Source organism: Chryseobacterium sp. POL2 (assembly GCF_011058315.1).
GTDB lineage: Bacteria > Bacteroidota > Bacteroidia > Flavobacteriales > Weeksellaceae > Soonwooa.
On sequence record NZ_CP049298.1, the window covers coordinates 1,388,349 to 1,404,086 of the forward strand.

Sequence of the window (15,738 nt, forward strand, 5' to 3'; positions counted from 1 at the left end):
TGCCATTACTAATTATGCAACTTTTTCCAAGTAGTACCGGCACAACCATAAAAACTTTGGGAAGCATCATGGTACACCATTGTTCCCGGTTTGGTACAAGAACCTCCTTCGGTTACAGTACCGGCTGTGTTGGTAGAGGAAATTTTTACAGCACCAGCAACCTCTAATTTTTCTTGAGGATAATTAACTCCTATACCTAAAAAACCTATAGGAGTATTTGGGTTAACGGAACGAACTTCTCTACCAAAAATAAAATTACCAATGTTCATGGTGTAGTCTTCTTCAGCCATAGCTTGTGTTAATGCTGTGAAATAACCTATAGAAATAGTCCTATTTTGTGTTGTTACACCATGGTTATCTGTATGACTTTTATTTCCTGCATGATATCCTATCGCTAAATTATATTGTCCAGAAATATTATTACTTAAACTCCCTGATCCTAGTCCTGTATTGAATCTTCCAGATTCATTATTTTGCATCGAATTACTTCCTATAGCCGTATTATTATTTCCTGTTTGATTATTCATTAAAGCATTATTCCCATATACTGAATTAAAAGACCCTGTTGTGTTTAAAGTTAGCCCTCCACCAACAACCACGTTGTTTACTCCTGTAGTTGTTTCATTACCTCCATTAATAAAAACGTTGAAATTACTAAAGCTAGTGAACGGAATTATAAATCTTCCTGTAGGTGTAATACGAAGGTGTTCCTTATTGTTTACTTTGAAAACCAAAGGTTGATTATCTGTTGTTCCAATAAAATGAGTTGCAGGGTTTGTACCTGCATTACCACCTAATTTCCAGTCGTTCGAAGCTTCTGTAGTAACCGCTACCCATCGGTTACTTGTCGTATTCCAGTAATAATAACCGGGTGTTACCGCATTAGCACCGGTAACTGTTGCGGTGTTGAACACCGTAAGGGCATTTACTCTATTGGGAACAGTGGTGGTGTCTGTTGTGCCTGTAAGGGCTACACGTGGTAGCAAAACCCCTTTGTCTGTAGCCTCAACTTCTAATACCGCACCTGCATTCTTAGTGGTTGGGTTAGTACCTATTTTCTGAGATGTAACCTGTGCGTTTGCATTCAACCCAAGAATAATAAATCCGAGAATCGTTGCTGATATTATATATCTGTTTTTCATTTTTTTTAAATTTTTTATTAAGCTTATTTTAGTCGATTAAATACCATGCTGTACCGTCGGACTGTATGCGAAGGGTACTATTCACATTAAGTGAAGTGATACTGGTAGTCTCAGAAACTTTGATTGCACGGCTAAATGTTACCGCATTTGCTGTTTCGTCTATTTTACGAATAACCAAGATACGCCCTGTATTGGTTGCCAGTGTTGGGTTTGGTAACGTAATCGCGAAACCAGCCGTTGTTGCATTTGCCAAAATGGTATAATCGGTTGCAGTAACGGTATGTGCTGCTGTTACTTTGGCTATCGCATTTACATTAGCTACCGCTTGTCTGTCAACAGTTTTTAGTACACCTGTTGCATCGGCTACTACCATTTTGTCGGTGGCTGTACCAGCTCTTAAACCTTGAATGCGAACCGGGTCTGAACTACTATCAGGAGCATTTACGTGCAAGCGATGTTCCGGATTATTAACGCCTACACCGATAAAACCTGCCGGAGCATTAGGATTTTGGCTGGTTAATGCTCTACCAAAAATCAAGTTCCCGATGTTCATCGTATTGTCTTGTCCTACCAGCGTGTTTGGTATTCCGGTATGATCACCAATATTGATGGAATATGACTCTGTTGTAATCCCCTGACTCATGACACCTGGGTTTGGATTCGCAGAACCGGAATAGTGTCCTAACGCTATGTTTCGACTCCCGGTTGTAGCATTAGACAGTGCTGCATTACCTATTGCAGTATTTGCGATACCTGTTGTATTAAGAATTAAACTTCCGTTACCTATTGCCGTATTGTTACTACCCGTTGTAATGGCTTCCATACTGTAATTACCAACAGCTGTATTACGTAGACCAGAAACTATTTTATTCAAACTAAAGTTTCCGACTGCTGTATTCCAAGAACCTTCTGTGTTTGCAGGCATAGATTGGGTACCCAACGCTAAATTGTAGGAACCTGTTGTATTGGCTACTAATGCGGCTTGCCCCAAAGCGGTGTTTCTGGTTCCGGTCATGGTTTCATTACCACCTTCAACCAAAACATTGGCTAAGGCAGACGGATTAGAAAAATCTAATCTTCCGGCAGGTGTAATGCGTAGTTTTTCTGAGTTGTTGACTCTGAAAACCAAAGGCTGTTCGTCAGTAGTTCCTACAAAATTATTTGCTGGGTTAGTACCTGTGTTACCGGTAAGCTTCCAATCGTTACTAGATACAGCCCTCCAAACTCCGGCTGTAGCGGTTGGTTGGTCGTAATAGTAATACCCCGGTGAAGTAACGTTAATGGTTTTTGTTGCTGGTGCTGTATCGGCTTCGGTAACATAAATTAATGTTCCGTTTTGTGCCTGAGTATAGACTGCATTTTTTGCACGTAGTTGGTCGCCTGTAATACGTGGAGCAATAATACCATCTGCAGCAGTAACAGTGGTTGCTTTTCCAGTTACATCAAGTGTAGCTTGTGGTGTTTCGGTATTAATACCTACCTGACTAAATGCAGTTGTGGATACAACCAAACAGCCTAGAAGAATGTACTTATTTTTCATTTTGTTAATTTATTATACAATTATATGTTATTGTACTATTTGTAAAACGGTATTGTTTTGCGAACAAAAGCTTCACTTATTTTTGAAATAAGTCTGTGCGAAAATACATTGAAAAGTTTTTGTACATGGGTTTTTGTGTAGCACAATTACAGAATTTTGTTAGTTTTTTTATTGATTATTGCCGATTATTATATGCATGATAAACAGCTATTTATAGATGTGTTTTTATTGTTTTTGTTTAGAACAAAATATTCGATGATTGATGTTTTTGAAATGACTAGTTTTTACCCTTTGTTTTTATATTTTTGCAACGCAATAAAAAATAATTGCATTAAAATAACCATGAATAAGATTTTATTATTGACGTTTTTGTTTTTGTATCCGTGTACATTGCATTGTCAAGCAGGGAAAGAATCCACGGATGAAGATTATGTTGTATTAAGAAATAAATATGTAAGAAATGAAAACAATCTTTCTCCGTCCAGAATTTCGGCAATTGGAGATTCTTTGTACAGAAAATCCAATACGAATGTAAAAAGAGCAAATGCTTTACTAATTCAGATTATGGCAAGCAGCTCTCAAAAAGAAGCGGATAAATCCATTTTTTATGCACAAAAATTAGACTCTATAGCAGTTGTGGACAAAATGTATGATTACAGAATTAAAGCTAACGGAGTTATGGCTTCTATGTACCGGCATCATGGTCTTTTTACAAAAAGCAATGAAAAATTAGATCTAATACTAGACTTGATTAAGAAAACTCATAAAGAGAATACTCCGCTATATTCAACAACATTACTGGAGTTGGGAACGAATTATTTTTCTGAAAAAAACTATAATAAAGCTAAATACTTTCTGCAGAAAAGTTTAACGCATTTTAAGAAGGAAAATAATTACGAAGAAGTATTTTTTATACAAACAATTGGGGCTAAAATGATGCTTGGGAATACATACAGAGAGCTTAATCAATTTGAAGAGGCTGAAGTTCAGTTTAAATCAGCCTTAAAACAATATGATAAATTCAGCCATAATAAAATATACAAGACCCAGATTCTGACAGGTTTAGGAAAAACCTATATTAAGCAGGGAAAATATGATTTGGCTTACACTCATCTTACTAAAGCAAAAGAATTAGCTAAAGATAGAAATGATAGTTATGAGATAAACGAAATACAGAAAGCTTTTGAAGATTATTATACTAAAATTGACAAGCCAAAGTCTGCTGACAGCGTGAGAATTCATTTACTGGATGAAGCCGCACGAAATGAAAAGACAATCTTAAAAGTTGCAAATAAAGCTTTGACAGAAAATAAAATAAAAATTGAAGAACAATCTGATACAATTAGATGGGTAAGTGTTGTTGCTGCATTTTTTATTATAAGTACTATTGTATTTATTTTCATAAAAAGGAGAGAGAAAATAGTAAAAGAGATCCATTTTGTAGAAAGGATTAAAGAGATTGAAAAAAATAGTGCAATTGAAGAAAACCAAAAAACATCTTTAGACAGAGCTAATAATTTAGATATTTCTTCGGGTAAGGAAGCAGAAATAGTGGAAGGATTGAATAAATTTGAAAAACAAAATAAGTTTACAGATAATATTTCCTTAGCTTCTATGGCATCAATGCTTAATACAAACACTAAGTATTTGTCTTTCGTACTGGAAAAACATCGCCAATCTACTTTTACAGACTATATTAACTATCAAAGGATTGACTATATTACAAAAAAACTATACAATGATCCCGATGCCAGAAAATTCAAGATAAGCTATCTCGCTGAACTTTGTGGTTTTTCATCACATAGCTATTTTGCAAAAGTTTTTAAAAAAGAAATGAAAATTTCGCCTTCCGAATTTATTGATAAACTGAACGAAAGAGAGGTAAAATAGTTTTCCGTTTTTCTTTAACGGATGAAGTCTTTACTGATTCAGATCATTATATGAAATTTTCATATAAAGACATTGTTCATTTATTATGAACTTTCCTTAAATAATAAACAAAAGATTTACCTCAATTAAAGAAACTAAATAAGTATATTCCACTTTTAATGGAAGCTACCGGACATAGTACGGAACAGATGTTTCTACGATACATCAATCCTGTAGATAATGATAGAATTATGAGCCTCAGTAATTATTTTGACAAAATGTATGAGGAAAGGAAAGTAAGCTAAACTGATTGTTGTTTTTCTAAATGATTGTTGCTTGATAAAAGCTTTTGTTTTAAAAGCATCATATCTGTACTTACTTTTTTGTCCAAAATCTTCGCATAATGCTGAGTGGTCTTTATGCTTTTATGACCGAGCATTTTGCTGACGCTTTCCATTGACACATTGTTTCCCAAAGTAACAGAAGTAGCAAAGGTATGACGGGCAACGTGAAATGTCAGTTTTTTATCAATTTCGCAATTTTCAGCAATGGTTTTGAGATATTCGTTTACTTTCTGATTGGTGTACACAGGAAGTAATTTTCCGGATTGCAATACCGAAGGATGGTTTTCGTATTTTTTTATGATTTCTTCAGCAATTGGAAGGAGAGGGACATTGGAAGATGTTCCCGTTTTCTGGCGATTGGTCATAATCCACAAACTGCCGTCTATGCCTGTTGTGATGTGATTATTGGTCAAGTTATAAATGTCAATATATGCCAAACCTGTATAACAACTGAAAATAAAAATATCCCGCACAAGGTTTAATCCTTTTCCCGCGAAATCTTTGGTTCTGATCGTTTCTATTTCGTCTTCTGTAAGAAAGTTTACCGTAACTTCATTATACCGACCTTTGTAGTACATTACCATATCTTTTTCAATCCAATTATTCTGATAGCATATTTTGAGAATTTTAGCAAGTCCTTTGCTATGTTTGACTGCAGAGTTATTTCCGCATTTCCCTTCAGTTCGTAAGAAGAAATCAAAGTCATTCAAAAAAGACGGCTCAATCTTCACCAGATTAATATCTGACTTTTTGTAAAATTTCCATAAAAATAGTTTCAAATGGGATAAGCAGGTATTAAAGTTCTTTAATGTTGCGGGAGCGTATTCTTTCCCCAAAAGTTTTTTCATACGATCATTATGATCCTGAAAAACAGGTATCAGATAACGCTCTGTTTCTTTATTCCCCGATAATATGTTTTTGATATCAGTAGCATCAAATGGTTCGCCTGACAAAAGAAGGCTGTTTTCGATTTCCAGCACTTTGGATTGTAATACATCGAAATGCTTATTAATAATCCGTACCTCTTCGGAATTGCCCTTTAAACGGCTTAGCTCTGAACTCCATTTACTAATATCGACATCTTTACCTGTGGAAAATTCTGCACGTTTCCCGTTTACTGTGATTCTCAAATAAACCGGGACACGGGAATTAGATTTTGCTTTGGATTTTTTGGCATAGAATAATACCGAAACTCTGGCATTCATAGTGGTGACTTTATAGGTTAAAATTAATTTCCGGTAACCTGCTAATCAAGATGTTCAAATCTGCTACACCTTTATTAACAAGCCTTTTGGAAAAATTCGGTTACCTAAAAAGTTTGAAAATGATGAGGTCACCTAAAAGGTCACCTTTAATTTGAGAATAATTGGTTCTTTCTGAAAATCTCTAAAAATAAAAACCCCTCAGAATCTGCGATTTGAGGGGTTTTGTTAGAAATTGTTTAATTTCTCGTGGTTTCTCCAGGAATCGAACCAGGGACACATGGATTTTCAATCCATTGCTCTACCAACTGAGCTAAGAAACCTTTTGGTTTAAAAAACAAGCCTCAATAAGAGGCTCTGAAATTTGTGGTTTCTCCAGGAATCGAACCAGGGACACATGGATTTTCAATCCATTGCTCTACCAACTGAGCTAAGAAACCGCCTTTCAAACAATAATATTTATTGTTTTTAGTGGTGCAAAAGTAGGAAGAATTAATATACAATACAAGACATTCTTTACTTTTTCTTAAAATATTTTTAAACTGATTGATTTTCAGATGAATTATTTTCTTGTTCTTTTCTTATCTGCTCACTCATTTCTTCTAATACTGGCCGAATAGTATCTTCGGGAAGGTCACTTATTCTGAGATACATCAATCCATCAATCGCATCATTGAAATTAGGATCAACATTGAAGGCAATAACTTTTGCGTTTTGTTTAATATATTTTTTAATTAAAACTGGCAGACGAAGTTCTGGTTCTAGGTCGTCAATAATTTTGTCTAATTTATTAACATCAGAATCCATATCGCCAAAGAACAAAGCTTTGTCACGTTCTTTCAGGATAACTTTATAATCATTTTTCGGATGAACGTATTGCGCGACAGCAGAATCATAATAATGCGAACGCATGAACTCAATCATCAAGGATTTTGAAAATTCTGAAAATTTGTTGCTAATACTAACGCCACCCATCAAAAATTTGTGTTCTGGATTTCTCAAACAAACATGGATAATGCCTCGCCAAAGCAAAAATAAAGGAAATGGCTTTTGCTGATATTCTGTCGAAATATAAGCGCGGCCCATCTCGATAACCTTTCGGAAGAATGGCTGCAACTCTTGGTCATACTCAAATAACGAACTGGTGTAGAAACCATCTATTCCGTACTTTTTCATCACCTCAACTCCCAAAGCCATACGATAAGCACCGACTAATTTTTGGTTGGCATTATCCCATAAAAACAAGTGATGGTAATGTTTATCATACTCATCCAAGTCAAATGGTAGATTGGTCCCCTCGCCTATTTTGCGGAAAGTCAACTCGCGTTGACGACCAATTTCGCGCATGATGTTAGGGATCTCCTCATATTTCGTAAAAAACATATCGTAATCGCTGTAAGAGAACAAATGTTTTTTATCATCTTTTTTCAACAATTCGATTTCTGCCAAAATATCTTCTTTTGGCGTTTCTTCAATGATATTCTGAACGATATTTTGCTGTTTGCTCAAAGGTAACTTCAACGACAGATTCGGGATCATCAAAGTTTCTGCTATGCTTTTTCTTTTTTCATAATAAGATTTTAGCATGTAGACTTTTTTCTTCAGATAATCACCAAGTTCTTCAATATTTTCCTGCTCATCCATTTGTTTTACAGAAATAGCTTTACCGATTCTGATCCTTATTGGGTTATCTCGTTTTTTCATCATTTCGGAAGGCAACATCAACGTTTGCAAATCTGGATGAAGCTTCGCAAGATTGTAAAAAATTCGACTATTACGGGCATGGAAATACATGGGTACAACGGGTACTTTTGCTTTTTTGATAAGCTTTAGCGCTGGCGATTCCCAAACTTTGTCCATCACCTCGTTATATTCATTATTCTTGTTAGAAACTTCGCCAGCTGGAAAGATTCCGATACAGCCGCCTTCCTGCAAATGCTTCAAGGTTTCGCGCATACCAGAACTGCTGTTGTAGGCTTCTTTGCGACCTTCGAATGGATTAACAGAAACAACATAAGGCGCCATAGGCTTTATCTTCTCAAGAAGAAAATTTCCCATCACCTTGAAATCTGGACGAATTGCCGAAAGGATTTTGCACATCAAAACGCCATCTATCGCACCCAAAGGATGATTGGAAACCAAAATAAATGGTCCTGTTTTAGGAATTTTCGCCAAGTCTTCTTCGAAAACGACATATTTCAAATCCAATTCTTTAACAAATCCAGAAAAGAAATCTTGACCTTCTTTGTCTTTCAGTTTATCATACAGCTTATTAACCTCGTTGATTTTGGTCAAACGAAGTACAGACGAAGCAATAGGATTTTTTAAAAAACCAAATTTGTTAAGACCTGCGACTTTTATTAAATCTTCTTTCGATATTAAACTCATGTTATTGGATTACCATTTGTAAAGTATTCTTGGACAATTGTTCCAATAGCACTTTTTGATCTTTATAAAATTTTTCTACCTCTTCAATATTAACATTACGCACCGTGAAAAGCGATACGTTTTGTATTAATTGGGTTTGGAAATTAGCATGTAAGTCTTGGACAAACTCAGCAATATGCCCGAATTTATCTTCCAAACACAATTCTAGCGAGATGGCAGAATTTTGCATCAAGGATACTTTGATATTATATTTTAAAAGTAGCGAAAAAATTTCTTTCAAATGATCTTCTGCAATAAAAGAAAAATCTCTTGTATCTACCATTAAATAATTTTGATTTTTTTTCAGAATATACGATTCCAGATACTGGTTGTCATCAGCATTGCCAATTTTGGTTCCTGGCATCGAAGGATCCAAGAAAGATTTTACAAAAAAAGGAATATCTTTCTGCTTCAGCGGTTGCAAGGTTTTTGGGTGAATTACCGATGCGCCGTAATAAGCCATCTCAATCGCTTCTTCGTAAGAAATGCTGCTTAACAATTCAACATCATCAAAAATTCTTGGATCGCCCGTCATCACACCAGGTACGTCTTTCCAGATTGTCATTTCTGACGCATCAAAACCATAAGCGAAAATCGCCGCGGTATAATCCGAACCTTCGCGGCCTAAAGTCACTGTAAAGTTATGTTCGTCTGAAGCTATAAAACCTTGTGTCACATAATTCTTTGAAGCATCCAATTTTTTAATATTCTCTTGTGTACCTTTCCAGTTAACAACACCTTCCCGATAGGTATTATCGGTTTTGATATAATCTCGTGCGTCCAACCAAACATTTCCGAACTGCGACTCGTTAAGAAATTCGCTAACAATTTTTGAAGAAATCATTTCGCCACAACTTACCACCTGGTCATACACGAAGTTATAATTCGGCGATTTGTTTCTTCTTAAAAAAGAGTCGATATCATCAAAAAACAAATTAATCTCAGCATAGACGGGATGTTCCTCGGGAAAAAGTCCTTTGGCAATATCGATATGAAATTGTTTTATTTCTTCTATTTCTTGTTGGTAGTCTTTCTTCGCGAAATAATCTGCCACCACCATTTCTAAGGCATTGGTGGTTTTTCCCATCGCCGAAACTACCATTAAACAATTTTTAAAACCCTGGTTATCAAGCACCAAAGCCACATTTTTTACACTCTCTGCATCTTTTACCGATGCGCCACCAAATTTGAATACTTTCACTTTACAAAGCTTTATTCTGAATATATTATTTTCAAACCCCAAAAATATTAATAATGACTGACTTAATAAAAAAACTTGTTAACAAATATTAACTTTATGAGAAATAAATTTTAAAATCCCATTATAATCATTTACCAAAGCGCATTATAAAAAATGAGAATTTTAATAACGCCAATGTCGGCATCTACATTTGGAATCATTAAAAACAAATCCAAAAAACATACTTATCATCAAAAAAAATTAAATTAATTTAAAATAAAATCAATAAAATCAACAAATTTCCTTAACTTTAAAAGAGTTTAGATTAATCAAAAAAAATCCATTAAATTTGGTCAATTTTCTAATAAATACTAAAAATGAGTAAAGAACCATTACAAACCCTAGGCGAATTTATCATTGAGAAACAAGATGACTTCAAATATTCTTCGGGTGAGTTATCGAGACTTTTGAGCTGTATCCGTATGGCTTCAAAATTGGTCAACAGAGAAGTTAACAAAGCCGGAATCGCTGATATTATCGGCATTGCAGGCAACGAAAATATACAAGGCGAACAACAACAAAAATTGGATGTTTTGGCTAATGAAATTTTCATTACAGCGCTTTCGCAACGCGAAGTGGTTTGTGGTATCGCATCGGAAGAGAACGATGATTTCATAGAAATCACTTGCAAAGGCAATGCGCATCTTAGCAAATATGTTGTATTAATCGATCCTTTGGACGGTTCTTCAAACATTGACGTTAACGTATCGGTAGGTACTATTTTTTCAATCTATAGAAGAATTACAAATCCTGGCGATCCTGTGGAACTGAAGGACTTTTTACAAAAAGGATCCAAACAAATTGCAGCAGGTTATGTCGTGTATGGTTCATCAACGATGATTGTCTATACAACAGGCAACGGCGTTAACGGATTTACACTAGACCCAGCAATCGGAACTTACTATTTGTCTCACAAAGATGTTAAGATTCCTACAAGCGGAAAAATATATTCTATTAACGAAGGTAACTATATCAAATTTCCACAAGGGGTAAAAGACTACATCAAATATTGCCAGGAAGAAGAAGCTGACAGACCTTATACATCGCGTTACATAGGATCTTTGGTATCAGACTTTCATAGAAATATGCTGAAAGGTGGCATCTACATCTACCCTTCTACATCGCAATCTCCAAAAGGAAAACTAAGACTATTGTACGAATGCAACCCAATGGCCATGTTGGCAGAACAAGCTGGCGGAAAAGCAAGCGACGGCTTCAAAAGAATTTTAGATATAGAACCGACAGAACTTCACCAGCGTGTGCCTTTCTTTTGTGGAAGCGCCGCTATGGTGACAAAAGCAGAAGAATTCATGTCTAAAGCAGTTGACAAAAATTAAGATATTGAAAACAGCAAGTTTCGAAAAATATACTTTAAACTTCAAACGCCCGAGTGGAACATCTCGCGGCGTTTTGAATATTAAAGAAACCTATTTCATTCGCATTTCCGAAGATGGAAAAACAGGAATCGGCGAAGCCAATCTTTTCAAAGGATTAAGCTTTGACGACGACGACGATTACGAAGAAGCTTTAACATGGGCTTGTCAGAATGTACATCTTGGGTTGCCACATCTTCGCGAAGAAATGATCAATCACCCTTCCATTATTTTCGGTTTAGAACAAGCCTTTCTCAATCTGGAACATGGCGACAATCTGTATTTTCCAAGCGATTTTACAGAAGCTAAAGATTCTATTCAAATTAATGGTTTAATATGGATGGGCGGAATCGATTTCATGAAGGAGCAAATTGAGGAAAAGCTCAAACAAAATTTCCATTGTATCAAATTAAAAATCGGTGTCGATTGGGACCATGAAAAACAAGTCATTGCCGAACTCCGAAAAAAATACCCTAAGGATATTTTGGAACTCCGTGTTGATGCCAACGGTGCTTTCTCTCCGGAAAAGGCGAAATCTGTTTTGGAAGAATTAGCAGACTTACAAATTCACTCTATCGAACAACCAATCGAAGCTGGCAACTGGAAAGCGATGGCACAACTTTGTGCCGAAACACCTACGCCAATTGCTTTGGACGAAGAACTTATCGGCATGCTCAACCGTGATTCCAAAATCGAATTATTAAAAGAAATTCAGCCGCAGTACATCATCTTAAAACCAACTTTGGTTGGTGGATTTTCTGGAAGCGACGAATGGATAGAACTGGCCGAACAACAACATATCGGTTGGTGGATTACTTCAGCTTTAGAAAGTAATGTCGGCCTCAACGCCATTGCACAATATACTTATCCAAAACACAATCCGATGCCACAAGGTCTTGGCACAGGTGGACTTTTCACCAATAACACAGCGTCTTGTCTGGAACTAAAAGGCGAACAACTTTGGTTTAAAAACTAAAATTGCTGATACAAATAACGGTTCGGGAAAGTGAGTTTTTCACTTTTTCGTTTTCCGTTTACGATGATGTGGACAATATTCATCTGGTCATCAAACAAATTATACAACATGCTAATCGAGGTTTCTACTTTTTTGGGATGTTCCACAACGGCAGATTCCAGATACACATCAACACTCTCGCTATCTTCTTCGAAACCTAGATAATTAATTTTCACAAATTGGTTATTGACTTTCAGTTTGACATATTCGGCGCAATAATTTTTCATTGCCTCATCTATTGCAGCCTTCACTTTTGCATCTTGAAATTTCAGATTTTTAGGGTATTTTTTATTAAGCGCATTTTCCATATCGTCTAAAAAGAATTTTCCCGAAATCTCAAAGGTCTTGGTTTTTTGATTATAATTAAATTCCAACGAGCCAACATGATAAGGGTGTACATTTTCTTTGAACGAAGAAAGCATAAAAAAAACAAACAGCAAAAAGAATATCACCTTTCTCAAAAGTCTTAGTATTAAAGTGTTTATACAGATCTTTTTAGTTTCAAAAAACTTTTCAAATTTAATTAAAATTTGTATTATCGCATTTGCTAAAAATTAAAACTATGCAGGATTTTTTATTTTATCTAAAACTCGGCTGGGAACACATTATTTCTCTCGACGCTTTGGACCATCAACTTTTTATACTAGCCTTGGTTGCAGTATATTCTTTTAATGATTGGAAAAAAATATTAATTCTTGTAACAGCCTTTACAATAGGCCATTCGGTGACATTAGCATTAAGTGTTTTCAATATGTTAAAAATCCCTTCCAATTGGGTAGAATTTTTAATTCCGTTGACCATCACGATTACGGCCTTGGATAATATTCTGATGAGAAACAAACAAAAAAGCCTTATGACGATGAATTATTATCTGGCTTTATTTTTTGGATTAATCCACGGAATGGGTTTTGCAAACACCGCGCGAATGATGTTAGCAAAAGAGCAAAGTATTTTTGTGCCGCTTTTAGGCTTTAATATTGGTTTAGAACTTGGTCAAATTGTCGTTGTTTTTGCAATTTTAATCATTCTTTTTATATTATTAAACATCTTTAAAGTCAACAGAAAAGATTGGATTATGTTTGTTTCTTCAGGCGTTTTTGCTTTGGCTTTAAAAATAACTTTAGAAAGAATTCCGTTTTAGACTAATAAAAATGTAACTTTTTCATAACTTCGTTACACTAATCTTATTCATAATCTTCATTCGAAATGAAATTAAAAATATCAGCAATCGCTATTAGCTGTTCTGCATTAGTATTTGCGCAGAACATTCAAAACAATCCAGGAAGCAATCATGGAAACAAATTTGAACAATTAGGCACGATTCTTCCAACACCTAATTCTTATAGAGCTGCTTCTGGAGCGCCTGGACATGCCTATTGGCAGAACCGTGCAGATTATGACATTTCGGCATATTTGGATGAAGACAAACGCAATCTACGTGGTGTAGAAACTGTAACCTACCACAACAATTCGCCAGACACTTTGGATTACATCTGGTTGCAATTGGATGAAAATCAACAATCAAGCGTTAAAAATGCGAATTATCAATTTTCATCAAAGCTTCCAACAACGATAACAAGTGACAACTTAAAAACCACCGACCTTCCTGCCAAAGACAATTCTTACGGGGTTAATTTAACGAAAGTTACAGATGCATCAGGCAAAAACCTTAGTTATGTGGTTAACAAAACCATGATGCGAATTGACCTTCCAAAAGCTATAAAAAAAGGCGAAACATTTACATTTAAAATCGAATGGAATTATAATATCCCCAACCGAATCCAACTTGGCGGTCGTGGAGGTTATGAGTTTTTCCCTGAAGATGGCAACGACTTATACACCATCACGCAATGGTTCCCACGACTTTGCGTCTATAGCGATTTCCAAGGTTGGCAGAACCACCAATTCACTGGGCGTGGAGAATTTGCTTTGGTGTTCGGGAATTATAAAGTAAGTATTAATGTTCCTGCGGATCATATTGTTGGCGCAACTGGCGAAGGAAAAAACTTCGACAAAGTTCTAACATCTGCACAATTTGCAAGATATCAACAAGCGAAAACCGCGAAAGAACCCATTGAAATTGTCACTTTAGAGGAAGCTAAAAAAGCTGAAAAATCTAAATCCAAAGAACGTAAAACTTGGATTTTTGAAGCCAAAGATGTGCGTGATTTTGCTTGGACATCGTCACGAAAATTTGTTTGGGACGGGATGAATGTCAACATTCCAGAAAACAACAACAATGTAATGGCCATGAGTCTTTATGGCAAAGAAGCCTATGGACTTTACCGAAAATATTCGACAAAAGCGGTAGCGCATACCATCAAAACTTATTCAGAATTTACGGTGCCATATCCGTATCCTGTAGCGCAATCTGTAGAAGCTGCCAATGGTATGGAATATCCGATGATTTGTTTCAATTACGGAAGAACCGAGAAAGACGGCACGTATTCTGAAGCGATAAAAAACGGCATGATTGGCGTAATTATCCATGAAGTGGGGCACAATTTTTTTCCAATGATTATCAACTCCGACGAAAGACAATGGAGCTGGATGGATGAAGGGCTGAACACTTTTGTACAGTTTTTAACAGAAACAAAATGGGATAACAAGTTCCCTTCTAGACGTGGTCCAGCAGACAAAATTGTTGATTATATGAAATTGCCAAAAGATCAACTAGAACCGATTATGAGCAACTCCGAAAACATTGTTCAGTTTGGCCCAAATGCATATTCTAAACCAGCGACAGGACTTAATATTCTTCGCGAAACTGTTATGGGACGCGATTTATTCGATCAAGCTTTCAAAACTTACTCCAAGCGTTGGGCATTTCGTCATCCAGAACCTGCAGATTTTTTCAGAACCATGGAAGATGCTAGTGGAGAAGATTTGGATTGGTTTTGGAGAGGTTGGTTTTACAGCACAGATCCTGTTGACATTGCTTTATCAAAAGTTTCTTTAGCGAAACCAAATTTCGATGCAAAACCAAATTCTAGACAAATTAATTATAAAATAGATCCACCCGCAGAAGATGACATTAATGACATTTCTAAAGTAAGAGCGCGTGAGCAAAAAACAAAATTTTATGTTGATGAGGACAAAGATCTGCAAGATTTCTATTACCGCTATGCAAGAGGTCAGGAAAAAATAGACACCAACAAAACCTATTCTTTCACCGAAGATTATTTTGACAGCTTATCAAAAGATGAACAAAATAAATTCAAAAACATACAAGCCTACCAATTGGATTTTGAAAATAAAGGAGGTATGGTGATGCCTATTATTTTAGAATTTACTTTTGAAGATGGATCAAAACTAGAGGACCATATCCCAGCACAAATCTGGCGACATAACGAACAGAAGGTTTCTAAAATCTATTATTTTGATAAAAGATTAAAATCTGTACAACTAGATCCACGCAAACAAACTGCCGATATCGACATCTCTAACAATTATTGGTCAACAACGGACAATGCTTTGCCAGAAAGCAAGTTCCAAGTTTTCAAACAAAAACAACAAGGCGCCGTGCGCGGTGCTTCTAATGGACAGCTTAATCCAATGCAGGCATCCGGAAAAAGTAAATAATATT

At 35.8% G+C, this 15,738-nt stretch carries 12 protein-coding genes and 2 tRNA genes; 6 read left to right on the forward strand and 8 right to left on the reverse strand.

The genetic code is table 11. The annotated features are described in order from the left end of the window. Positions 1 to 8 precede the first annotated feature (8 nt). A complete protein-coding gene (locus tag G6R40_RS06435) occupies positions 9 to 1,142 on the reverse strand; it encodes a hypothetical protein (RefSeq protein WP_165133190.1) in 1,134 nt (377 codons plus the stop codon). Positions 1,143 to 1,170: 28 nt separating this feature from the next. Then, entirely contained in the window at positions 1,171 to 2,682 is a 1,512-nt protein-coding gene (locus G6R40_RS06440) for a hypothetical protein (protein WP_165133193.1), read from the reverse strand. Positions 2,683 to 3,024: 342 nt separating this feature from the next. Here G6R40_RS06440 and G6R40_RS06445 point away from each other — a divergent pair, with 342 nt between their 5' ends. Together G6R40_RS06445 and G6R40_RS15255 are read left to right on the forward strand one after the other, a co-directional pair. After that, positions 3,025 to 4,572, forward strand: coding sequence for an AraC family transcriptional regulator (locus tag G6R40_RS06445; protein WP_165133196.1), 1,548 nt, complete (start codon positions 3,025 to 3,027; stop codon positions 4,570 to 4,572). Between the two features lie 158 nt (positions 4,573 to 4,730). Beyond that, positions 4,731 to 4,856, forward strand: a complete 126-nt coding sequence (locus tag G6R40_RS15255; protein WP_262887670.1) for a hypothetical protein — start codon at positions 4,731 to 4,733, stop codon at positions 4,854 to 4,856. On the opposite strand, the gene G6R40_RS06450 is transcribed toward G6R40_RS15255, so the two are convergent. The 5 genes from G6R40_RS06450 to G6R40_RS06470 form a co-directional block, all read right to left on the reverse strand. Beyond that, a complete protein-coding gene (locus G6R40_RS06450) occupies positions 4,853 to 6,100 on the reverse strand; it encodes a site-specific integrase (RefSeq protein ID WP_165133199.1) in 1,248 nt (415 codons plus the stop codon). The two genes, G6R40_RS15255 and G6R40_RS06450, sit on opposite strands and share 4 nt — an antisense overlap. A 247-nt stretch (positions 6,101 to 6,347) precedes the next feature. After that, a tRNA-Phe gene (locus tag G6R40_RS06455) sits at positions 6,348 to 6,420 on the reverse strand. A gap of 44 nt (positions 6,421 to 6,464) precedes the next feature. Further along, positions 6,465 to 6,537: transfer RNA gene (locus G6R40_RS06460), tRNA-Phe, on the reverse strand. A 97-nt stretch (positions 6,538 to 6,634) separates the two neighbouring features. Then, positions 6,635 to 8,485, reverse strand: a complete 1,851-nt coding sequence (locus G6R40_RS06465; protein WP_165133202.1) for a lysophospholipid acyltransferase family protein — start codon at positions 8,483 to 8,485, stop codon at positions 6,635 to 6,637. Between the two features lies 1 nt (position 8,486). Further along, positions 8,487 to 9,725, reverse strand: coding sequence for an aspartate kinase (locus G6R40_RS06470; protein ID WP_165133205.1), 1,239 nt, complete (start codon positions 9,723 to 9,725; stop codon positions 8,487 to 8,489). A 356-nt stretch (positions 9,726 to 10,081) separates the two neighbouring features. On the opposite strand from G6R40_RS06470, the gene fbp reads away from it, so the two are divergent. After that, complete coding sequence (gene fbp / locus G6R40_RS06475; protein ID WP_165133208.1) at positions 10,082 to 11,101, forward strand: class 1 fructose-bisphosphatase; 1,020 nt, start codon at positions 10,082 to 10,084, stop codon at positions 11,099 to 11,101. Positions 11,102 to 11,105: 4 nt separating this feature from the next. Further along, on the forward strand, positions 11,106 to 12,113 hold the full coding sequence (locus tag G6R40_RS06480) for an o-succinylbenzoate synthase (RefSeq protein WP_228455936.1): 1,008 nt from the start codon (positions 11,106 to 11,108) through the stop codon (positions 12,111 to 12,113). On the opposite strand, the gene G6R40_RS06485 is transcribed toward G6R40_RS06480, so the two are convergent. After that, positions 12,110 to 12,574 (reverse strand): DUF6702 family protein, encoded by a 465-nt coding sequence (locus G6R40_RS06485; RefSeq protein WP_165133211.1) that lies wholly within the window; start codon positions 12,572 to 12,574, stop codon positions 12,110 to 12,112. The genes G6R40_RS06480 and G6R40_RS06485 overlap by 4 nt on opposite strands. 140 nt (positions 12,575 to 12,714) lie before the next feature. Here G6R40_RS06485 and G6R40_RS06490 point away from each other — a divergent pair, with 140 nt between their 5' ends. After that, positions 12,715 to 13,293 (forward strand): HupE/UreJ family protein, encoded by a 579-nt coding sequence (locus G6R40_RS06490; RefSeq protein WP_165133214.1) that lies wholly within the window; start codon positions 12,715 to 12,717, stop codon positions 13,291 to 13,293. Between the two features lie 65 nt (positions 13,294 to 13,358). Beyond that, positions 13,359 to 15,734 carry a M1 family metallopeptidase gene (locus tag G6R40_RS06495; RefSeq protein ID WP_165133217.1) on the forward strand — a complete coding sequence of 792 codons (2,376 nt, stop codon included), beginning with the start codon at positions 13,359 to 13,361 and terminating at the stop codon, positions 15,732 to 15,734. The last annotated feature ends 4 nt before the right edge of the window (positions 15,735 to 15,738 follow it).

Excerpts from the sequence above, each read along its gene's own strand:
- G6R40_RS06435 (WP_165133190.1), bottom strand. The coding sequence starts at position 1,142 with ATGAAAAACAGATATATAATATCAGCAACGATTCTCGGATTTATTATT.
- G6R40_RS06440 (WP_165133193.1), bottom strand. The coding sequence starts at position 2,682 with ATGAAAAATAAGTACATTCTTCTAGGCTGTTTGGTTGTATCCACAACT.
- G6R40_RS06445 (WP_165133196.1), top strand. The coding sequence starts at position 3,025 with ATGAATAAGATTTTATTATTGACGTTTTTGTTTTTGTATCCGTGTACA.
- G6R40_RS15255 (WP_262887670.1), top strand. The coding sequence starts at position 4,731 with ATGGAAGCTACCGGACATAGTACGGAACAGATGTTTCTACGATACATC.
- G6R40_RS06450 (WP_165133199.1), bottom strand. The coding sequence starts at position 6,100 with ATGAATGCCAGAGTTTCGGTATTATTCTATGCCAAAAAATCCAAAGCA.
- G6R40_RS06465 (WP_165133202.1), bottom strand. The coding sequence starts at position 8,485 with ATGAGTTTAATATCGAAAGAAGATTTAATAAAAGTCGCAGGTCTTAAC.
- fbp (WP_165133208.1), top strand. The coding sequence starts at position 10,082 with ATGAGTAAAGAACCATTACAAACCCTAGGCGAATTTATCATTGAGAAA.
- G6R40_RS06485 (WP_165133211.1), bottom strand. The coding sequence starts at position 12,574 with ATGCTTTCTTCGTTCAAAGAAAATGTACACCCTTATCATGTTGGCTCG.
- G6R40_RS06490 (WP_165133214.1), top strand. The coding sequence starts at position 12,715 with ATGCAGGATTTTTTATTTTATCTAAAACTCGGCTGGGAACACATTATT.
- G6R40_RS06495 (WP_165133217.1), top strand. The coding sequence starts at position 13,359 with ATGAAATTAAAAATATCAGCAATCGCTATTAGCTGTTCTGCATTAGTA.